This is a genomic window from Trichormus sp. NMC-1, from assembly GCF_001858025.1.
Taxonomy (GTDB): domain Bacteria; phylum Cyanobacteriota; class Cyanobacteriia; order Cyanobacteriales; family Nostocaceae; genus Anabaena.
This window is the reverse complement of sequence record NZ_LZQD01000007.1, coordinates 110,667-130,442: the sequence shown is the minus strand read 5'-3', so window position 1 is coordinate 130,442 and position 19,776 is coordinate 110,667. Positions and strand designations below refer to the sequence as shown.

Annotated in this window: 21 protein-coding genes; 8 read left to right on the top strand and 13 right to left on the bottom strand. The window is 40.0% G+C overall.

Annotated elements, in window-relative coordinates:
* Positions 1–3 precede the first annotated feature (3 nt).
* From A9Y75_RS20270 to glyA, 7 genes are all read right to left on the bottom strand, one after another.
* The gene (locus tag A9Y75_RS20270) at positions 4–1,044 is read right to left on the bottom strand and encodes a glycosyltransferase family 2 protein (protein ID WP_071191342.1); all 1,041 of its coding nucleotides are present in this window, start codon (positions 1,042–1,044) and stop codon (positions 4–6) included.
* 2 nt (positions 1,045–1,046) lie between these two features.
* Complete coding sequence (locus A9Y75_RS20265) at positions 1,047–2,333, bottom strand: ABC transporter ATP-binding protein (protein WP_071191341.1); 1,287 nt, start codon at positions 2,331–2,333, stop codon at positions 1,047–1,049.
* Positions 2,334–2,622: 289 nt separating this feature from the next.
* Positions 2,623–3,459 (bottom strand): ABC transporter permease, encoded by an 837-nt coding sequence (locus A9Y75_RS20260; RefSeq protein WP_071191340.1) that lies wholly within the window; start codon positions 3,457–3,459, stop codon positions 2,623–2,625.
* 53 nt (positions 3,460–3,512) lie between these two features.
* Positions 3,513–3,938 carry a hypothetical protein gene (locus A9Y75_RS20255; protein WP_071191466.1) on the bottom strand — a complete coding sequence of 142 codons (426 nt, stop codon included), beginning with the start codon at positions 3,936–3,938 and terminating at the stop codon, positions 3,513–3,515.
* A gap of 192 nt (positions 3,939–4,130) precedes the next feature.
* Entirely contained in the window at positions 4,131–5,555 is a 1,425-nt protein-coding gene (locus tag A9Y75_RS20250) for a glycosyltransferase family 4 protein (protein ID WP_071191465.1), read from the bottom strand.
* Between the two features lie 666 nt (positions 5,556–6,221).
* On the bottom strand, positions 6,222–7,472 hold the full coding sequence (locus A9Y75_RS20245) for a competence/damage-inducible protein A (protein ID WP_071191339.1): 1,251 nt from the start codon (positions 7,470–7,472) through the stop codon (positions 6,222–6,224).
* Between the two features lie 226 nt (positions 7,473–7,698).
* Complete coding sequence (gene glyA, locus A9Y75_RS20240) at positions 7,699–8,982, bottom strand: serine hydroxymethyltransferase (RefSeq protein WP_071191338.1); 1,284 nt, start codon at positions 8,980–8,982, stop codon at positions 7,699–7,701.
* 395 nt (positions 8,983–9,377) lie between these two features.
* Between glyA and A9Y75_RS20235 the strand changes: the two genes are divergently transcribed.
* Positions 9,378–9,575 carry a hypothetical protein gene (locus A9Y75_RS20235; protein WP_071191337.1) on the top strand — a complete coding sequence of 66 codons (198 nt, stop codon included), beginning with the start codon at positions 9,378–9,380 and terminating at the stop codon, positions 9,573–9,575.
* A gap of 82 nt (positions 9,576–9,657) precedes the next feature.
* The gene (locus A9Y75_RS20230; protein ID WP_071191336.1) at positions 9,658–10,137 is read left to right on the top strand and encodes a Tic20 family protein; all 480 of its coding nucleotides are present in this window, start codon (positions 9,658–9,660) and stop codon (positions 10,135–10,137) included.
* Between the two features lie 72 nt (positions 10,138–10,209).
* Here A9Y75_RS20230 and A9Y75_RS20225 read toward each other — a convergent pair whose 3' ends face one another.
* Positions 10,210–10,983: a fumarylacetoacetate hydrolase family protein gene (locus A9Y75_RS20225; protein ID WP_071191335.1), complete on the bottom strand. Its 774-nt coding sequence runs from the start codon at positions 10,981–10,983 to the stop codon at positions 10,210–10,212.
* Between the two features lie 179 nt (positions 10,984–11,162).
* On the opposite strand from A9Y75_RS20225, the gene rpsF reads away from it, so the two are divergent.
* On the top strand, positions 11,163–11,489 hold the full coding sequence (rpsF, locus tag A9Y75_RS20220; RefSeq protein ID WP_071191334.1) for a 30S ribosomal protein S6: 327 nt from the start codon (positions 11,163–11,165) through the stop codon (positions 11,487–11,489).
* 345 nt (positions 11,490–11,834) lie between these two features.
* Positions 11,835–12,395 carry an Npun_F5560 family protein gene (locus A9Y75_RS20215; protein WP_071191333.1) on the top strand — a complete coding sequence of 187 codons (561 nt, stop codon included), beginning with the start codon at positions 11,835–11,837 and terminating at the stop codon, positions 12,393–12,395.
* Between the two features lie 396 nt (positions 12,396–12,791).
* On the opposite strand, the gene A9Y75_RS20210 is transcribed toward A9Y75_RS20215, so the two are convergent.
* Complete coding sequence (locus A9Y75_RS20210; protein ID WP_071191332.1) at positions 12,792–13,121, bottom strand: STAS domain-containing protein; 330 nt, start codon at positions 13,119–13,121, stop codon at positions 12,792–12,794.
* Positions 13,122–13,444: 323 nt separating this feature from the next.
* Positions 13,445–13,675 (bottom strand): hypothetical protein, encoded by a 231-nt coding sequence (locus A9Y75_RS27835; RefSeq protein ID WP_143046462.1) that lies wholly within the window; start codon positions 13,673–13,675, stop codon positions 13,445–13,447.
* 130 nt (positions 13,676–13,805) lie between these two features.
* On the opposite strand from A9Y75_RS27835, the gene A9Y75_RS20205 reads away from it, so the two are divergent.
* Positions 13,806–14,435, top strand: coding sequence for a DedA family protein (locus A9Y75_RS20205; protein WP_071191331.1), 630 nt, complete (start codon positions 13,806–13,808; stop codon positions 14,433–14,435).
* Positions 14,436–14,481: 46 nt separating this feature from the next.
* Here the strand turns inward: A9Y75_RS20205 and A9Y75_RS20200 are convergent, their stop codons facing one another.
* Positions 14,482–15,681 carry an argininosuccinate synthase gene (locus A9Y75_RS20200; protein ID WP_071191330.1) on the bottom strand — a complete coding sequence of 400 codons (1,200 nt, stop codon included), beginning with the start codon at positions 15,679–15,681 and terminating at the stop codon, positions 14,482–14,484.
* A gap of 256 nt (positions 15,682–15,937) precedes the next feature.
* Here A9Y75_RS20200 and A9Y75_RS20195 point away from each other — a divergent pair, with 256 nt between their 5' ends.
* Positions 15,938–16,906, top strand: coding sequence for a glycosyltransferase (locus tag A9Y75_RS20195; protein WP_071191329.1), 969 nt, complete (start codon positions 15,938–15,940; stop codon positions 16,904–16,906).
* A 152-nt stretch (positions 16,907–17,058) separates the two neighbouring features.
* Here the strand turns inward: A9Y75_RS20195 and A9Y75_RS20190 are convergent, their stop codons facing one another.
* Entirely contained in the window at positions 17,059–17,373 is a 315-nt protein-coding gene (locus tag A9Y75_RS20190) for a hypothetical protein (RefSeq protein WP_071191328.1), read from the bottom strand.
* The gene (locus tag A9Y75_RS30255) at positions 17,348–17,470 is read right to left on the bottom strand and encodes a hypothetical protein (protein ID WP_269086319.1); all 123 of its coding nucleotides are present in this window, start codon (positions 17,468–17,470) and stop codon (positions 17,348–17,350) included. Before A9Y75_RS30255 ends, A9Y75_RS20190 begins: the two co-directional genes overlap by 26 nt.
* A 302-nt stretch (positions 17,471–17,772) precedes the next feature.
* Between A9Y75_RS30255 and rpsB the strand changes: the two genes are divergently transcribed.
* Positions 17,773–18,561: a 30S ribosomal protein S2 gene (gene rpsB, locus A9Y75_RS20185; RefSeq protein WP_071191464.1), complete on the top strand. Its 789-nt coding sequence runs from the start codon at positions 17,773–17,775 to the stop codon at positions 18,559–18,561.
* Positions 18,562–18,813: 252 nt separating this feature from the next.
* On the top strand, positions 18,814–19,755 hold the full coding sequence (gene tsf, locus A9Y75_RS20180) for a translation elongation factor Ts (RefSeq protein WP_071191327.1): 942 nt from the start codon (positions 18,814–18,816) through the stop codon (positions 19,753–19,755).
* Positions 19,756–19,776 lie beyond the last annotated feature (21 nt).

Here is a 19,776-nt window from a genome sequence, read left to right as displayed (position 1 = left end):
TATTTAGCTTTCATTAGACTGAAATACAAATCTTTTAATTCTATCTTGAAGGTTTGATACTAATAAAATTTGGGGATTCCTAAAGACGATAATTAACATTTTTATGAATCGAAAATATTTTTTCTCTCCTGCGTTCAATGATTTTTGAACTTCTTGATCGAGAACAACATGATACAACCATTTGCCTTGTAAAGTCATACGACTTTTGAGTTTTAATTTGTTGGAGTCGCTCCAAATCAGAGGAAATACAACCTTAAGCAGTTCCTGGGCAACTTTTGTTTTATGAGTCGATTTTTGATTACTAGTAAATCTAAAGCAAGATAATTCACTATCAATTTTGCCAACGATACTATTTTCTAGCAAAATTCTACACCAGTATTCATAATCCATCACATAGTTTAGGTCTTCTTTAAAGAAGCCAACTTTTTCAGTAATGCGTCTTGTCCAGAAAACTTCTGGCTGTACAAACTGGCGTTTTTTCCACCATACATCCCATAAATCTAAAATCTCTGCTAGAGTTTGTATATTGGCAAATTGTTCACCAATTTTTTCCCCTTCCTCATTTACATAACGACAAATTCCATGCAGTAAGTCTGTGTCAGGAAATTGGCGAAAATATTCAGCAACTTTAAACAGTGTTCCTGGTAAATAATAGTCATCACTGTTTAGATAAGCTATGATTTCCCCAGTTGCTTGGGCAATACCTTTATTAATAGCATGAGTTTGACCATTATCTGGCTCACTTATCCAATAGGTTATCCAGGGTTCATATTGTTTGATAATCTCAACTGTATTATCTGTGCTACCACCGTCAATAATTATATATTCTAAATTGGGATACCCCTGTAATAATATTGAGCGGATAGTTTGTTCAATAAAATGCCCTTGATTATAACTGGGTGTAATAATACTAATTCGAGGAAGTTCAGATCTAGCCTGAGTTGGTTCTGGGATTTGAATTTCTTTGTTCCCTAAGCTATTATTTAGCTCTGTTTCTGGTTGAGGCAAAGATGTTAAAGGATAAACCGTTTGATCATTTGTCATCATTATTTAACTGTTGCAGGAATTTCCCAATAATGTTCTATGGCTATAGGCGTTCTGTTCTGATCAGGAGGTACAAGAGAATTATAGACATCTTTTTCTTTTACCTCTAACGTGGCTATACCTTCTTCCCAACACAACCACTTACTTCTGGGGATAGATAACCCTACACTCAGTCTATAATTACCAGATGCTAGTGGAAGACAAGGGATAATGCAATCAGTGTATGAATCTCCTTCTGTAAGTGACATATCTAACCCACTTAATGGTTTAGTTGAATAATGCATTAGCTTATTTCCAGAAAATGTATGAATACATAAATCTACGCCACCTTTAGGGATATCTTCAGGGCAAAAGAACCGAATTCTGATACGCAAGTAATCCCATGTTCTGACGACTGCTTTATTAGATTCTTTTTCATCTAAAAGAGTAATTTCTAGAATAGAAAATTTATTTAGATTTTCTCTATTTTCTAATTTAAAAATTGTGCCAGGTTGGTAAAAAACACTGTTTTCTAAGCTTTGCCAATAGGAGTTTAAACAATTTTCTATTTTCCCGTTGCAGTTAATCTGCCCTGATTTTAAATAAATCCCTCTATTACATAGTTTTTCAATAGTTCCCATATTATGACTTACAAACAAAACTGTTCTGCCTTCTCTTCCGACTTCTTCCATTTTTCCTAAACATTTTTGCTGAAAGGCTGCATCTCCCACTGCTAGAACCTCATCTACAATCAAAATCTCTGGTTCTAAATGTGCCGCTACTGCAAAAGCCAGTCTTACATACATTCCCGAAGAATAACGCTTCACTGGCGTATCTAGAAATTTCTCTACCTCAGAAAACGCCACAATTTCATCAAATTTACGTTTAATTTCTACCTTACTCATCCCCAGAATGGCACCGTTGAGAAAGATATTCTCTCTTCCAGTTAACTCACCATGAAAACCAGTACCTACCTCCAATAAACTAGCAACTCTTCCCTTAATTTTGATTCTTCCTTGGGTGGGTTCAGTAATTCGGCTTAAAATCTTCAAAAGCGTTGATTTTCCTGCCCCATTACGACCAATAATCCCAACTCTATCACCCTGGTTAACCTCAAACCCAACATCATTCAGCGCCCAAAATTCTTCAAATTGAGGGTTTTCTGTTTTTGCTTTGGGATTTATTAAACTACCAATAGACTTAACCTGATTAGCTATCACATCCCGCAACGCGGTATTGCGTTCTTGTTTTTGGTGTCCAATAATATATTTTTTACTTAGGTTCTCAACGCGAATAACGGTATCATTCATTATTAATGTAGTTGTAATCTAGTTTTTAGTATTTTTTAAGTTTCGATACTATAAGCAGCCTCATTGCTAATGGGACTGAAAAAATACGACAAAATTCTCTAGCAAAATTCTAGCAAACAAACGGTCTCAATCACACAGGAATTTGATTTAATTTGTGGCTCTCAATGGCGGCTACACTTCATTTAACTCAGGCTGATTGCTGATAAACCAGCCAAAAAATCTTGTTATTAGAGATATAACTCAGAAATAAACGATTAGCTCTCATGACTTTTTAATTTGATCAGCTAATCTAAATTACATCGGCAAATTTCTTTTCCATCTTGCGGAAATACCAAACACCACTGAATAAGAGTGAGATTACAAGTGCAAAGGATAGAAAAAACCCTGGTAAATATAAATGCGACTCACCGCCTAAAATTGCCCAGCGAAAACCATCAATTACCCCAACCATCGGGTTTAATGAGTAGATAAATCGCCACTTTTCGGGAACCAGGCTGCTACTAAAGCCTACTGGTGAGATATATAGACCAAACTGCACAATAAACGGCACTATATACCGAAAATCTCGATACTGGACATTCAAAGAAGCCAACCATAAGCCTGCTCCCATGGAAGCGGCAAAAGCAATACTAATAAATAAGGGTAGAGTCAAAATGCGCCAACTAGGAACGAAATTGTACCATGCCATGAGCGCCAATAAGATCATTCCTGAAATCAAAAAATCTACAAAGCTTACTACCACTGCACTTGTAGGAACTATCAAGCGAGGAAAATAGACTTTGGAAATTAGGTTTGAATTGCTAATCAAACTATTGCTGCACTCCGTGAGGGAATTGCCGAAAAACTGCCAGGGTAACATTCCGGCAAAGACAAGGATAGGATAAGGTACACCCTGGGATGGCAATTTTGCTAACTGCCCAAACACGACTGTAAACACCACCATGGTTAGAAATGGACGAATCAAAGCCCAAGCCATGCCGATTGCTGTTTGCTTGTACCGGACTAAAATATCTCGCCATGCTAGGAAATAAAATAGTTCCCGATAGCGCCAGAGGTCTCTCCAATATTGTTGTTCTGTCCGCCCTGCTTCAATCAGTAATTCTGGTGGAGAAATGGTGTCTTTCATATCGAAAATTTAGGCTAATCTAAATACAAGGATGCAAATGCCTGAAAATTACCTCAGTTGATCACCCAAAAATCCTTGATACTGTTGCCACCAATGACATGGGATTGCCTGAAGGTAAACTCTCCTACAGAAGGATTTCTATGTGGATTAATTACTCCTGTTGCCTGCTGCCAAAGTTCTGCAGGTGCTAATGACAACTCATATACTGATTGATGCTTACAAACGTGATACCACTTCGTTTCTTGGCAGTTATCACACCAAAAAGCCTCTAACCACTCTCCTTCTATAGCAACTGCGGTTTTTGCTGCTACTAACATCAGAGCTTGTTTTCGTCTCATCCCTCTTTGCTGTAGTTGTCCGGCTCGTTCAGCAAACAGCCCATATTTTTGACTCATGCTATTCATATCGCAGCCATGTACAGGACAGTAGATAGCTCGACGTTTAGAACGATTCCGATTTCGGTCACACCTTCTCTGCACTTTGGCCTCCTGCATCAGTTTGATACAAAAATATCACAAGAAGGTTGCATGGGAGGGACTGAGATCAAAAAGACCATCAAAGCCCAACTCCTAATTTTAAAGTTGATGTATTCAATTTTAAAAGCTAAGTTTTGTCAGTGTGACATCTTAGCACATGAACGGTGATTACTCATAAATAGTGCAGCTAACTGATTACAAATTAGACTGTCGTAGGACGCTGAGATATTGTTTAGCGATGATTTGCGGCGTAAAGTTTGACTGCAAATACTGCCGTGATGCCTTGCCCATGCGTTCTGCTAGTTTGCGATCGCTATTCAGCCGACGAATAAACTCTGCTAGAGCCAAACTGTCTCCATTCTCAACAGCTTTACCGCATTTACCATCAGTAATTAGTTGTCGCAAATAAGAGTACTTTGAACAAATCACTGCTACTGGTCTTCCGGTGGCTAAAGCCGGGTAAAGCTTGCTAGGGGCAACGAGGCTTTCCATACCTGCTTCGACACTCACTAGAGATAGATCGCAAGCTGTCAGAGAGTAAGGTAGTACTTGCTTATCCTGATAGGGTAAAAATAGGAAATTGGTTAGGCCTAACTGATTGACTTCTTGGATCAAACGTTCTCGTTTTGCTCCGTCGCCAATACAAACAAATTGAATAGGTTCATCTTGTAGTTGTTTGGCAGTTTCTAGAATGGTGTCTATGTCGTGACACCTGCCCATATTACCAGAATAGAGGACTGTGAATTTATTGACTAAATTATGTTTTTTGGCAAACCAATTATTTTCTTTTGCCATTGGCACAATTAAGTCAGGATCTCCCCAACTATGAATCACAGATACTTTATCCGCTACATCTGGACAGATTGTGATTATTCTTTCCTTCATATCAGGACTCAGAACCACAATCCCTTTTGATTTTCGCCAAATTTTACGGTTCAGTTCCCGCCAAAACCCTGTAAGAGGGTGATTTCTAGATACTACTCCCAGTGCGATCGCAATATCTGGATAAAGATCATAGAGTAAGCAAACGTAAGATACTCTAAAACACAGGTGAGCTAAATATCCGGCAATGGGTAAAAAAGGCGGCGCTGAAGTCAGCAGAAATACATTATGCCTGCGGAAATTTTTTACCAAATGGATAAAAGCACGTAAGGTGAAGAGGACACCATTGACTGCTTTGCCACGAATCCTTCCAGACCAGACTTGGGTAGAGCGTGATCGTTGAATGCGTATACCACCTGAGTGTTCAACTGCCGGAGCCTTATCAGTTGAAAATGCATACCCTGGCTGCCCTGTAAATACTTCAATATTTACACCTTGCTGCTCTAGCTGTTTTACCAGTTCTTCTATCAGCTGTCCGGTTGCAGCATAGTCAGGCGGGAAAAATTCAGAGGTTACAGATATTTTTAGTAATTGATTATACAAGTTTTCCCCTGCTTCGGTAGGCTCAGATAGCTCTGCCGACGATAATGCTGATGTCGTCACACTCTTTTCGTTGTAAAGTCTCTTGATGTCAATATCTGCTTTCTTTTTTATTAGTAAATTTTTATCATTTTTAAAATTTTGATTGTGGGATGTTTTTTGATCAGAAGTGGTTGACTTTTTCGGCCAGAATGCCATGAGTGTAGTTTCCCGTAGAAAATTTTTATGCTCACAGGTAAGTAGGCTTTGAACAACCAAGTTATGTAAAGGTCTGTAAATCTGACTCCAGTACCCATTTTGTATGAGTTCTCGCAAAGTTACAAAACTAAACATAGATGGATATTGCCTACCTCCTTAATATTGACAGCGATGATTCGGAAAAAAATTTTTGAAATCCCGATCTGTTATTTCTTGAATCTTTTATTACCTATTATCAAACGCTTACATTGTAAATGATAATAGGATAATTACTATCGCGTATCTTTTGCGTGTCTAAAATTACTAAGTATCTCATAGGTATTTTCCTAAATGAAAGCTCCTTTTTAAAAAATTATACGATGTGATTTATCCAAACTAGTATGCACTAAATTGTTCACTACAACACAAACATAAGAGGTAATGATAAAAAAATCCTGAAAGAATAAGCATATCTTAAAAGTATCTTCATCTCATCTTTATAAAGTCCTGAGCTTACTTATACAAGAACACAAAGAGATATAAAAGTTCCCGCGTATTATTTGTGCCTTGTCTGACTCCTCAAACAAACAAACTAACTAGATTAGCGCAAAAAACCAACCTATTTAAAAGATAGAGAAACTAGGCTAAAATCCTCTTTACTCCCGCAATATCTCCCTAAAGCTTCCCCTACATCGTCAACAACTTGCGCCGTAAATTGTCCAACGCGGCATTTGCACTCACATGACGAATTAAAGACCGACCACGAATAGTCCCAAACCGATGTTCAAAACTTGTCACCTCAGATCCTGGTCCGGCTAAACCTATATACACCAAACCTACCGGCTTGTCATTAGTTCCCCCAGTCGGACCGGCAATTCCCGTAATACTTAAACCCCAAGTAGTACCTAAGCGATTTTTCACACCAAGAGCCATTTGTGCCGCTACAGTTTTACTCACAGCACCAAATTGATCTAAATCTTCTGGGTTAACCCCCAACAGCCCAACCTTGACCGAATTATCATAAGAAATTACCCCACCCCAAAAGTAATCAGAACTACCAGAAATATCCGTTAACATTTGTCCCAAGCCACCACCGGTGCAAGATTCAGCCACTGAGAGAGTTTCCCCCGACTCCCGCAACAACTTACCCACCACAGAAGCCAAGTTGTCATCATCAGCACCGTAATAATCTAAGCCAGCAATCTCTATCAGTTGCTGCTCAATTGGTGCAATTAAAGCCTTCGCAGCAGTTTCTGAACTTGCTTTTGCCGAAACTCGCAATCTCACCTCCCCTTTACCTGCATAGGTTGCTACTGTCGGGTTAAGTAAATTCAAGTAGTCTGAAACTTTTTCCGCTAAAGTTGATTCACCAATTCCCCAAAATCTTAAACTGCGGCTATGAATGATTTCCTTACCCCAACCCTGACTTTTGAGAAAAGGTACGGCTGTTTCTTGCCACATTGGGTAAAGTTCACTAGGAACACCGGGGAAAGTGAAAATAGTTAAACCTGGACGGGGTTGCCAAATAATACCGGGTGCTGTGCCTGTAGGATTGGGTAAAACTTTGGCACCTTGGGGAATTAAAGCTTGTTTGCGGTTGCTTGGAGACATCACACGCCCACGTTGGGTAAATTTATCAGTTATATCTTCAATAATTTCTGGATCTTCTACCAAGGGAACGCCAAAAAAATCAGCGATAGTTTCACAAGTCAGGTCATCAGGTGTGGGGCCAAGTCCACCTGTGAAAATCAGAATTTGCACCCTAGCAGCGGCAATTTCTATCACTTGCTTGAGTCTTTCCGGATTATCCCCTACCACAGTTTGATAATAATGGGGAATGCCTAATTTTGCTAACTGCTGGGCTAGATATTGAGCATTACTGTTGAGGATATCACCTAGCAATAATTCAGTACCAACACAAATAATTTCTGCACTCATGGAATTTTAGATTTTAACCCAAGTTGCTAGTTATCTAGTTTAGGCAGGGAAAAAGGTAATTGGTAAAATTGCTGATTAAACGCTGTTGTCTTCCGGTCAAGAGTCACCTCCTACGGGCAGGAGAAACCCCTACGGACTGGCTCCCCAAGACCGCACAGACTCACCTTTTCCCTAAGTAGCAACTTACGTTTTAGATGAAAATCCAAAATCCGAAATCTAAAATCGCTTAGGCTAGAACTGGAACAGGAATTTCGAGGTGTGGATACAATGGGAAGCGATCGCACAATGCTGCCACCCGTTGCCGACATTCTAGAGTCACTGTATCGGAATCTGGAGATAACAAGCGATCGCTAATAATATTGCCAATTTCTGTAAATTCTGCCACACCCAAGCCTCTTGTAGTCATGGCCGGAGAACCTAACCTGAGACCACTAGTAACAAAAGGTGATTGTGGATCAAAAGGAACTGTATTTTTGTTAGCAGTAATATTGACAGTGCTAACTAGTTGATCTGCTTTTTTACCTGTCATGCCGATAGACTGTAAATCTACTAGCATTAAATGATTATCTGTACCATTAGATACTAATTTCAATCCTCGCTTTTGTAATTGATTAGCCAAAGCACTAGCATTTTCAATTACTTGACCAGAATAGGTTGTAAACTCTGGCTTCAATGCTTCACCAAAAGCTACTGCTTTGCCAGCAATTACGTGTTCTAGTGGTCCGCCTTGAGTTCCAGGGAAAACTGATTTATCCAGTTTTTTACCAAGTTCTGCATCACGGGTCAAAATTAAACCACCTCTTGGACCACGCAAAGTTTTGTGGGTAGTGGTTGTGACTACATCACAATAAGACAGGGGATTAGGATGATGACCAGTGGCAACTAAACCAGCAATGTGAGCAATATCTGCTAATAGGTAAGCACCGATTTCATCAGCAATGCTGCGGAATTTTGCAAAATCAATCACGCGGGGATAAGCAGAATAACCACAAATCAGCAGTTTAGGACGTTCTTTCAAAGCCAAGTCGCGGATTTGGTCATAATCTAATTGTTCTGTTTGCTGACTCACGCCATAGTGACGGACTTGGAACCACTTACCCGATACATTCACTGGTGAACCGTGGGTGAGATGTCCCCCGTGAGACAAATCCATGCCCATAATTGTGTCCCCTGGTTCTAGTAGGGTCAGGAAAACTGCAAAATTGGCTTGTGCGCCCGAATGGGGTTGTACATTGGCATGAGCAGCACCAAATAGCTGTTTAGCACGGTCAATGGCTATTTGTTCAATTTTGTCAACAAATTCACAACCGCCATAATAACGTTTACCTGGCAAGCCTTCCGCATATTTATTGGTGAGAACAGAACCTTGAGCCGCTAATACAGCCGCAGAGGTAAAGTTTTCACTGGCGATTAATTCTAAGTGGTCACGTTGACGCTGGAGTTCTTGGTTAATTAACTCGCTAATAGCAGGATCGGCAGATTTAAGTAAGTCTGAGTTAGTCTTATTCACGTTTACTATCCTTGTCCAAATTGGTGAAATTCTAGATGTTGGTTGGTAGCAACATCGAAGTAACAGTCTGAATATAGCAATCCTAAATCATTTGGCACGAATCAAGGTTGATATTAGAATTGGTATTACTTTTTACTAAAAAACTAAATCTCTAGGATAGATAATATACAATAAAGTAGGGTGCGGTGAGCAACTTTCTGCTGTCCACATCCATGTTGTGCTTAAAAGAGCGATTTAGGCGGCTCAGTTGGCATTTTCCACCAAAGAAAATCATCAAAATGTAAAATGTGTAGACTTTGGCGGGTCTGTTGCACATCACCCTTTTAGTATCTACAAAGTTGACCCTCTCCGAAGTTAAATGTGGGTAGCAATGAGGATTTACAGGAGGGATTGAGATGTTAGTAATTTTAATGGACGAGCAAATCCTTGCCCCTGAACAGGTTTGCCAGTCTTGTTTGCTTGCTAATGGTAGCGGTCAACCCCGCTGGGGTGGGGGTCAACTGCGCTGTGGTCAAGCGATTCGCCAATTAACTGAACAGCACCCAGAGCAGTATGAGTGTGTAATGGGTTTTAGGATTGCCAATGTAAAATAATCTAATTTTTGAGCAATATCAAGCAGCTGCGTTATCCTAGGCTCAAATAGCTATTGAAATTCCAGCTACAGGATAACGCTATATGTCTTTACGCGGATCTACTACGGTTCCCGACCGAATTTTTGCTTCTTTACCTTATTTGCTGCCTCTAATTGACAGTTTAGTCTTTGGTAGCTTTTTGTTGAGACAATTTCCAATACTCACAGTTTTGCTTCTACCGCTGCAACCAGTCCTATTTATTTACGGTAGTTTAGGGCAAATTGGTCAAATAATTGTGTTTTTCGCTTTGTTTATCTTAGTGGTGAGAAATGAAAAAATCAATCACTTCATTCGTTTCAACACAATGCAAGCAATTCTTTTAGATATTGTTATATTTTTGTGTTCCATACTACTGCGAATTTTGACTCCGGTTCCTGGTGCTGGGTTTGCTATAGAAACTCTAGCCAATACCATCTTTTTAGGTATAGTGGCATCCGTTGTCTATTCTGTATTCCAGTCTCTGATGGGGCGCTATGCAGAAATACCAGCCATTTCTGATGCTGTTTATATGCAAGTGCGTTAGGGTTAATACCAATTTTTGATTTTGGCTTCACAGTTTTGAGAATAAGCTGTTCCCAAAATCTGAAACTTGGTATTAACGGGCTACGACGGTATTTTCTAGGCGACCAATACCTTCAATTTCTATCCGGATGCGATCGCCTATATTTAAGGGACCAACGCCAAAGGGTGTACCTGTTAGCACAATATCTCCAGGTAAAAGTGTCATCACTTGACTGATATAAGACACTAAAAAATCTGGGGAAAAAACCATCTGATCAATACAGGCCGATTGGACTGGATGGGGATCGTCATTCAAAAATGTCTGTAATCTGGCTCCTGGATTTAATTCTCGGACAATCCAAGGACCCAAAGGACAGAATGTATCAAAACCTTTGGCTCTTGTCCATTGAGCGTCGTTTTTTTGTAAATCCCTGGCTGTAACATCATTAGCAATGGTGTAACCCCAAATCTTAGTTTGTGCTTGTTCTGGTGTACAGTCACAGGTGCGATCGCCAATCACTAAAGCCAACTCGCCTTCATAGTCTACTCGTTGTGACTGGTGAGGATACTTAATTTCTATTTCCGAAGCAATGATAGTTGTGGGCGGCTTGAGGAAAATCAGCGGTTCAACCGGTACGGTAGTTCCCATTTCGGCTGCATGGTCTGCATAATTCTTGCCTACGGCCACAATTTTAGAGGGAGAACAGGGAGCCAGGATTTGGTATTTGTCCGGTTCCAAGATTACATCCGTGGGTTGACCATCCAACCAAGGTGGAGCGTCTAGAACCTCCACGTTGAGGGACAATTGCAGCAACCCATAATAAATTTGTCCTTCTTGACTTTTAACTCGCACATAGCGCTGCGCCATAACCTTGATTATTATCCTTAGAGATCCAAAATTCGGCTTCTTTGGCTAATGATTTAAATTGAAAACTGGTAAGATTATAGTTCCTTGTTGCTTATGTTTATTTTTATCAGTAGCATTTTACTATGTTTGTATAAAAATATCATTAGCGGCCTTTTTGTCCATAAGGTGAGCAAAAATATATGACCACAGTTTACGAAACAATGTACATCCTGCGTCCTGATTTGGGAGATGAGCAGGTAGATCAAGCAGTTACCAAATACCAGAACTTGTTGACTGAACAAGGTGCTGAAAAGGTAGAAATTCAAAATCGTGGTAAGCGCCGTCTTGCTTATGAAATCAACAGGCATCGTGATGGCATCTACATCCAATTTAACTACTCAGCCCCGGCAACTGCGATCGCTCCCCTGGAACGCGCCATGCGGTTGAGTGAAGAAGTGATTCGCTATCTGACTATTAAGCAAGAAATCAAGGAAGAAGAATCAGCTACAGAGGCTGTCGCCGCTTAAACTTCTGGTGATAAGTCCTCCCGGATTTTCCCGATCAAACGCTAAAGAATAGATATTCATTGTAGGACAGGCAAAACACCTGTCCTATCGTGTAATTCACTTTTAGGGAAATTTGTGTATTTTAACACTTGTCAATTTCTCTTAAGTGAGATATGTTTTTCGTAAATTAATGCGGTGGTAGTTTGAATATTTTACGTAAAGTAGTCCCGACAGCGTTTAGTCTAGGGATAGGGGGCGTTGTAGTTCGCCCTGTTGGGGTTATTCCCGGCAAACGAAAGGCATGAGATATTTGTCTATGTTTTTTGGAACTATTATCGCAGTTATACCTAAAAGATGTAATCCACTGTGAGCCAATCTGACACACCCAACACCCAAGCTTTATCTACTGAAATATCCCAGTTGCACCAAGAGTTGCAACTTCGAGATCAATTAGTGCAACAGCTATCTCAAGAACTATTCCGGCTAGTAAAGGGTAATACCAATTTTATCCCTCAACGGTCTGAGTCTGAGTGCGATTTGAGTCAATTAGAGGCGTTAAGAGAGCAACTCCAAGCTGTTGAACAACAGGTAACGTTCTATCAAGAGCAAATTACATCTCGTGATACCGAAATTCACCAATTGCGACAGTCAGTCCAAGAACTAACTGATCGTAGTCGAATGTTAGAGCAAGTTGTGCAAGAATTGCCCCAAATTTACCGTCGTAAATTTGAGGAACGCATGGCTCCGGTGAGAGATAAGGTTGGAATTCTCCAACGAGAAAATAGGCAACTACAGGCAGAACTGCAAAGTGTGAGTTACAGGTTAGCACTAAAAACTCGTCACGCAAGTCACAGTGGTATTGATTTACCAAACTTCTCTAGTACTATATCTGGACAAAGTAATATGTCCGCTCCCCAGAATGCATAATGTATTCTCTTTAACACCATTCCACTAACACCAATTTAATCTGAAGCTGCATAGAATAAGGTTTCAAGGACAACTACCACAGATGCACGCAGATAAATACACAAGAGTTAATGGGTTTCATGATTCTATGCAAGCTCACATTAAATTGGTATAAAACGCATATCAGAATTAAACGCTTTCTTACGGAAATATCTAGGAATGGGCAATGATTTCGCTTTAGGGTATATAAGCCTCTGGAAGTTAAACTAATACCAAGAGAGAAAACCTTATCCAGCAAATCTTACACCATCCAAAATGGTGTAAGTGAATTCGTTGAACCAAAAATAATCTCCGTGGCTTTAGCCCGGAGAGTGTCAAGAACATTGAGATTTAGCTAAATAGTACCAGACTTAACCGTTAATTAACGCCAGAGAATATATCTTCGTAACTGTTAAATATCTCAAACACTGAATCTAAGTGAGTGAGTTCCAAAATTAACCTAACAGGGGCTTTGACGTTGCAAAGAACTAAGCGACAACCACTTTCACGCACAGCTTTCAGCCCTTTAACAAGGGGGACTAACCCACAACTATCCATGAAATCCACTTCTGCTAGATCAATAACCCAGAGTTGCTGAGACTGGGGATTCACTCTAGCCATCTGTTCGCTTAAGGCTGTACCTCCCTCTAAGTCTATACTTCCTTGGGGTTTAAACAAAATTACTTGACGTTCTTGTGTAATAGTCATGAATTTAAGTGTGTAGTTGAAACGCTATGAAAAAAGGAGTTTTCATTAATACTGTTTTTGCTCAACAGTAAATATACTGATGTAAACCGATTGTTCGGGACTTATCGCAATTATAGTCGATCTAAGTTGATACAGTATTTATCTCGTATAATTTATGATAGATTCTCTCAATATAAGCATAATATCCTGGTAATTTCGGTAGCAAATTTATCTGTTACGAAATTTTTATAAAAAGTAAGAATTATTATAATTTTTTTGATAAGTAAACGGGAACAATATTTTTGCAGCCAGGTAGGCTGATCTAAAAATTTATCGAACAGAATTCAGGAGTCAGGAGTCAGTTGGGTATTTTGTCCGACTGGCGCATGAATAAACGGGTTTAAGACCCCCACCAAATTGAAAATTTGGTGGTCTACCCTTCCCGGAGGGACACTTCGTGAACGGGAACGCCAAGGGCGAACAATCAGTGGCGGATCTGAATCCTGCACTGATTGCATTCTGACTCCTGAATTCTGACTCCTGAATTCTTCTTCAAGATTTCCTTCTGCCCTCAACCCTCAACCTACCGCTGAAGGCAAATAAAACTCAAAACCGATGACTTCTTGTAGCGTTTTCATTGACACCCTAACCAAAAACAAGCAAAGATATAGTAAAAGTAAAAATTTGTAAAGTCGGCGGTGTTGGATGTCTCTTGAGCTAATTTCACTAGAAAACATCCAAGAAATTGCTCGTAATTACGGTTATTGGGCAATTTTTTTAGGAATTTTGCTAGAGAATTTGGGCATTCCTCTTCCTGGTGAAACCGTAACTTTAGTAGGCGGTTTTCTGGCTGGCAGTGATGAACTAAATTACTGGCTGGTTCTCGGTGACGCTGTTGCAGGTGCTGTAATTGGCGGTAATTGCGGCTATTGGATTGGTAGGGTTGGTGGTTGGCCTTTCTTGCTACAAGTGGGGAATATATTCCGCATATCTGAAGCGCGACTACTGAGTATTAAAGAACAATTTACTGAAAATGCCGCTAAAGCTGTATTTTTTGGGCGCTTTTTTGCCTTATTGCGAATTTTTGCTTCACCACTTGCGGGGATAGCGGAAATGCCCTTTGGCAAATTCCTGATTTATAACGTTGCTGGGGCGACTACTTGGGCTAGTGTGATGGTGACTTTAGCTTTTTTCGCGGGGAGAATTATTTCCCTAGAACAATTAGTTGCTTGGGTAAGTAAATTTGCAATTTTGGCGTTACTTATCTTAGTTGCTGTGATTGCTGTACCCATTTGGTTGGAGTCCCGCGAAGTTAAACATCAAACGGAAGAGTAGGGGACTAAGATCCCCGACTTCTTAAAGAAGTCGGGGATCTGACTTCTTACTTGTTGCTTTGCGCCCAAATGCGGGTAGGTAGACCCCAAACGTAGATAAAGCCTTCTGCGGCTTTGTGATCAAATTGGTCTTCGGCTCCGTAGGTTGCTAAGTCGGGAGTATAGAGGGAATTATCACTCCAACGGCCTACTATGGTGGCGTTACCTTTGAAAAGTTTTAAGCGCACCACACCAGAAACTCGTTCTTGTGTTTGTTGAATAAAGGCATCTAATGCGGCTTTAAGTGGGCTGTACCAAAGTCCGTTGTATACCAATTTGGTGTAGGTTTCTTCAATACCCCGCTTGTATTGACTGACATCGGCTGTCAAAGTTAGGCTTTCTAAATCACGGTGGGCGTTAATTAAAACTACCATTGCGGGTGATTCGTAAATTTCCCGCGATTTGATGCCTACTAAGCGGTTTTCAATCATGTCAATCCGCCCAATACCGTGATTTCCTACTATCTGATTGAGTTGTTCGATTAACTCAACTGGGTTTTTAGATGTACCGTTGATTGTGGTAGGAAGCCCTTTTTGGAAGCCAATTTCTAGATATTCCGGCTCGTTGGGAGTATCGGCTATGGCCTTGGTCATTTCATAGATTTCTTCTGGTGGTTCGTTAGCTGGATCTTCCAACGTACCAGCTTCGATGCTACGACCCAGTAAGTTTTTATCTATACTAAAGGGAGAAGATTTTTTCACCGGTGCAGGAATACCACATCGCTCACCATAGGCTATGGTTTCTTCCCGACTCATTCCCCATTCTCTCGCTGGTGCGAGGATTTTCAGATTGGGATTGAGGGCTGTACAGGAAACATCAAAACGTACTTGGTCGTTACCTTTGCCTGTGCAACCGTGAGCGATCGCATCAGCACCATATTTTGCAGCTGCTTCTACTAGGATTTTAGCAATCAACGGCCGAGCTAGGGCTGTTCCTAGAGGATAACGATTTTCATAGAGGGCGTTGGCTTGAATCGCAGGAAATGCGTAATCTTTAATGAAGATATCTTTAACATCTGCTACCAGCGATTCACTTGCACCCGATTTCAGGGCTTTTTCTCGAACTGGTTCTAATTCATCTCCCTGGCCTAAATCTGCTGCTAGGGTAATTACCTCTTCTACTCCCCACTCTTGCTTTAAGTAGGGAATGCAAACAGAAGTATCTACTCCACCAGAATATGCCAGAACAACCTTTTTGGCGCGACCCATTAGTTTCTCCACTTAGGAAAACAAAGAATGAGTCATTATTATATCTGACTTAACCAGCGTATATTTTCCTAATGCAACAGCTATCCAATTAAAAATTAAAAATTAAAAGTTAAAAAAACCTGACTCTATAAGCTTTTTATTGATTTAGGGGCTGGATTATACGTACAAATATGGTATCTTAAAATTCAAGTTGATGTACTTATACAGATGTTTTTTCAAGAAACCATGACTATCTTCTCTTTGTCATATTCTAAATATGAATAATAGTGATATGGGTGAAACTATGTTTTTTAGTATTGTAATTCCAACTTATAATCGCTTGCCAATTTTGCAAAAGTGCCTCCGTGCTTTAGAAGGACAGGAGTTAAGCAACGCAAAACACATAAAAGGTTATGAGGTTGTGTTGGTAGATGATGGTTCTACTGATGGTACTTTGGACTGGTTAGCGGCACACAAAGATGAGTTTCCCCATGTGCGCTGTTTTGAACAAGATCATGCTGGCCCTGCTGCTGCGCGAAATTTGGGGGTTGAAAAAGCACAAGGTGACACAATTATTTTTATTGATAGTGATTTAGTGGTTTTGCCTAATTTCCTCCAAGCTCATACAAATGCTTTAGTACAGGAAAGGGAGAAATTAGGAAGCGATAGGTTTTTTACTTACGGTGCTGTAATTAATACTTGCAATTTTGAAAATCCCACCGCAGAACCTTATAAAATCACAGATTTTTCGGCTGCTTTTTTTGCTACAGGTAATGTGGCAATTCCCAAACATTGGTTAGAAGCAGCAGGTTTATTTGATAATAGTTTTCAACTTTATGGTTGGGAAGATTTAGAATTAGGTGTAAGGTTAAAAAAATTAGGTTTGCAATTAATTAAATGTCCTGAAGCTGTTGGTTATCATTGGCATCCACCTTTTAGTTTAAAGCAAATTCCTAAGTTAATTGATCAAGAAATTCAACGGGGACGCATGGGAGTTTTGTTTTATCAAAAACATCCTACTTGGGAAGTAAAAATGATGATTCAAATGACTTGGTTTCATCGTTTATTATGGGGGATTCTTTCTATAAATGGGTTGTTGAATGAAAGAACTATGGCTCCTTTTTTGCAATGGTTGATTAATATTGGTAAGCCGCAATTGGCTTTGGAAATTGCGCGAATTTTCTTAAATTGGTATAATGTTAAGGGTGTTTATGCTGCTTATGAGGAGATGCAACATCAAGCATAGGGTTACATTAGTGTAACTGCATAAAAAAACAGGTAGTAGTATGTGTTATACTGTTACCTGTTTTAATACAATCAAGCAATTTTAGAAGTTTTTACTACTTCTTTAAAGTGTCAAATAGTTTGTCAGTGAGTTCTTTGGTAGATTTTTTAATCTCACACTCTTTCTTCAAAGAGTAATCTATTCTGCTCAACCTCTTCATCCTTTCCATTGTTTGGTTGAACTGATCCTTCCGCAAGTCCTTCGTTATTTCTGTGATTTCCATCTTCATTTTCATCATCCTCGCTCCCATCTACTTGTAATTTATCTATGATGTCTATTGGTCTACGCACAAGATGAAATATCAATTGTTCTATATTAGACTCTAAATCCGTCGGCTCTCGTACACATTGAAACAATTCTTCTGCTTCTTTATAGTCTATAACAAAACTATGAGAGGGATAGTTATAAATAAGATTCTTTATCTGCATTTGAATCTGTGATTGATGCACTGAAAATAAAAATATCAGCATCAAGCTCTTCACATAATTCTTTAATATATTCTGCTAATTGTTGTTTTGGTTCCATTTGTTATATTTGGTTAAAACAATGTAAATTATTTCTTAGCCCTAATCTAATGTATCATAGCATTTATACTTATATTATACCTTTTTATTATCCAAATCACGTATAGACAGTAATTATAAACTACTAACATCAAATAACAATTTTTGTTAATCTACAGTTAAATTTGGTCTATTTCTTCACATTCGCTACAATTGTGCTACCCTAGAACAGTTGACTAAAAATTCCGCACATCCGGGGATTCGGGTGTTTCCTTAATGGAAATGCGCCTGGGTGGAGGTTTAACCCGAATAGGAGTTACAAAAATGCCCGTTGTTTCATTGGCTCAAATGATGGAGTCTGGGGTTCACTTTGGACACCAAACCCGACGCTGGAACCCAAAGATGTCTCCGTACATCTACACCTCTCGTAATGGTGTACACATCATCGATTTGGTGCAAACAGCACAGTTGATGGATAATGCATACAACTATATGCGAACCCAATCAGAGCAAGGTAAGAAATTCCTGTTCGTGGGGACAAAGCGCCAAGCAGCAGGAATTGTTGCTCAAGAAGCTGCTCGTTGTGGTTCTCACTACATTAACCAACGTTGGTTGGGTGGAATGCTCACCAACTGGGCGACAATCAAAACCAGAGCAGACAGGTTGAAAGATTTAGAACGCCGTGAAGAAACGGGCGCGTTAGATTTGTTGCCGAAAAAAGAAGCTTCCATGCTGCGTCGGGAAATGACAAAGCTGCAAAAGTACTTGGGCGGTATTAAAAATATGCGAAAAGTACCCGATGTTGTGATCATTGTTGACCAACGCCGGGAGTATAACGCAGTTCAAGAATGCCAAAAATTAAGTATTCCTATTGTATCCATGTTGGATACAAACTGTGATCCAGATGTAGTAGATATTCCCATTCCAGCCAATGATGATGCAATCAGGTCGATTAAGCTGATTGTCGGCAAATTAGCTGATGCTATTTATGAAGGCCGTCACGGTCAACTGGAAGCGGAAGAAGATTACGAAGATTACTCTGAAGAAGACTACGACTACGACGAAAGTGAGTACGCTGACGCAGTGGTTCCCGACGAAGAAGAGGAAGCATAAGTAGAGAAAGGATGCAGGATGAAAAAACTGATTTCATCCTTCAATACCTTACCTTGTCCATTTTCTGTAGGTTGGTTTAAGCGACAGCGCAACCCAACCTACAAATCAAGGCTTTTTCCAATTTGGACAAGGTATTTATCCTTCATAATTCATAATTCATGGCTCATACTTTGTATTGTCGTGAGTAAGATAGAAATACTCAACACCGTGAGCGATTACAAATCTTCTTGTCAAGTTAGGAATTGAGGCAACATGGCGGAAATATCTGCAAAACTCGTCCAAGAGCTACGCCAAAAAACTGGTGCCGGCATGATGGACTGCAAAAAAGCGCTGAAAGAAACTGATGGCGACATAGAAAAAGCCGGGGATTGGTTGCGGCAAAAAGGCATCGCTTCTGCGGGTAAAAAAAGCGATCGCATTGCGGCAGAAGGTCTAGTAGACACCTACATTCAGCCAGGTGGCCAAGTGGGTGTACTGATAGAAGTCAACTGTCAAACAGACTTTGTTGCCCGTAACGATGCTTTTAAAGCTTTAGTTAAGAGCCTAGCCAAGCAAGCAGCAACGGCTGATACTGTTGAGTCTTTACTAGCTCAACCCTATGTTGAAGATGCCAACGTTACCGTAGACGAAGCCATTAAGCAAGTTATTGCTACCCTGGGAGAAAATATTCAGGTGCGGCGCTTTGTCAATTTTGCTCTTGGTGACACACCAGGAGTAGTAGATAGCTACATTCACACTGGTGGCCGAGTTGGTGTTTTGGTTCAACTGAACACCCAAACCAAGGAAGCATCCAGTAATGAAGAATTCCAAAGCTTGGCTAAAAACGCAGCTATGCAAGTTGCGGCTTGTCCTAACGTCGAGTATGTCAGCATAGATCAAATTCCTGCCGAACTTGCCACAAAAGAAAAAGAGATCGAAATGGGCAAGGATGACTTAGCCAATAAGCCAGAGAACATCAAAGAAAAGATTGTTCAAGGACGAATTGACAAACGCCTTAAAGAAATGACTTTGCTGGATCAACCTTACATTCGTGATCAAAGTATCTCGGTAGAAGACTTGGTGAAACAAGTTAAGTCTAAAATAGGTGAAGAAGTTCAAGTCAATCGCTTTGTGCGTTATGTCCTAGGCGAAGGCATTGAAAAGAACGAAATTAGCTTTGCTGATGAAGTCGCTGCTCAAATGGGCGTTAAGTAATTTAGTCATTAGTCAATGGTC

What these genes read in the sequence shown, in the direction of transcription:
- A9Y75_RS20270 (WP_071191342.1), bottom strand. Translation starts at nt 1,044, where the DNA reads ATGACAAATGATCAAACGGTTTATCCTTTAACATCTTTGCCTCAACCA.
- A9Y75_RS20190 (WP_071191328.1), bottom strand. Translation starts at nt 17,373, where the DNA reads ATGCAGATAAAGAATCTTATTTATAACTATCCCTCTCATAGTTTTGTT.
- A9Y75_RS20205 (WP_071191331.1), top strand. Translation starts at nt 13,806, where the DNA reads ATGTCTCTTGAGCTAATTTCACTAGAAAACATCCAAGAAATTGCTCGT.
- rpsF (WP_071191334.1), top strand. Translation starts at nt 11,163, where the DNA reads ATGACCACAGTTTACGAAACAATGTACATCCTGCGTCCTGATTTGGGA.
- A9Y75_RS30255 (WP_269086319.1), bottom strand. Translation starts at nt 17,470, where the DNA reads ATGGAACCAAAACAACAATTAGCAGAATATATTAAAGAATTATGTGAA.
- A9Y75_RS20235 (WP_071191337.1), top strand. Translation starts at nt 9,378, where the DNA reads ATGTTAGTAATTTTAATGGACGAGCAAATCCTTGCCCCTGAACAGGTT.
- A9Y75_RS20225 (WP_071191335.1), bottom strand. Translation starts at nt 10,983, where the DNA reads ATGGCGCAGCGCTATGTGCGAGTTAAAAGTCAAGAAGGACAAATTTAT.
- tsf (WP_071191327.1), top strand. Translation starts at nt 18,814, where the DNA reads ATGGCGGAAATATCTGCAAAACTCGTCCAAGAGCTACGCCAAAAAACT.
- A9Y75_RS20230 (WP_071191336.1), top strand. Translation starts at nt 9,658, where the DNA reads ATGTCTTTACGCGGATCTACTACGGTTCCCGACCGAATTTTTGCTTCT.
- A9Y75_RS20250 (WP_071191465.1), bottom strand. Translation starts at nt 5,555, where the DNA reads ATGGCATTCTGGCCGAAAAAGTCAACCACTTCTGATCAAAAAACATCC.
- A9Y75_RS20260 (WP_071191340.1), bottom strand. Translation starts at nt 3,459, where the DNA reads ATGAAAGACACCATTTCTCCACCAGAATTACTGATTGAAGCAGGGCGG.
- A9Y75_RS20200 (WP_071191330.1), bottom strand. Translation starts at nt 15,681, where the DNA reads ATGGGTCGCGCCAAAAAGGTTGTTCTGGCATATTCTGGTGGAGTAGAT.
- A9Y75_RS20210 (WP_071191332.1), bottom strand. Translation starts at nt 13,121, where the DNA reads ATGACTATTACACAAGAACGTCAAGTAATTTTGTTTAAACCCCAAGGA.
- A9Y75_RS20195 (WP_071191329.1), top strand. Translation starts at nt 15,938, where the DNA reads ATGAATAATAGTGATATGGGTGAAACTATGTTTTTTAGTATTGTAATT.
- A9Y75_RS20245 (WP_071191339.1), bottom strand. Translation starts at nt 7,472, where the DNA reads ATGAGTGCAGAAATTATTTGTGTTGGTACTGAATTATTGCTAGGTGAT.
- A9Y75_RS20265 (WP_071191341.1), bottom strand. Translation starts at nt 2,333, where the DNA reads ATGAATGATACCGTTATTCGCGTTGAGAACCTAAGTAAAAAATATATT.
- rpsB (WP_071191464.1), top strand. Translation starts at nt 17,773, where the DNA reads ATGCCCGTTGTTTCATTGGCTCAAATGATGGAGTCTGGGGTTCACTTT.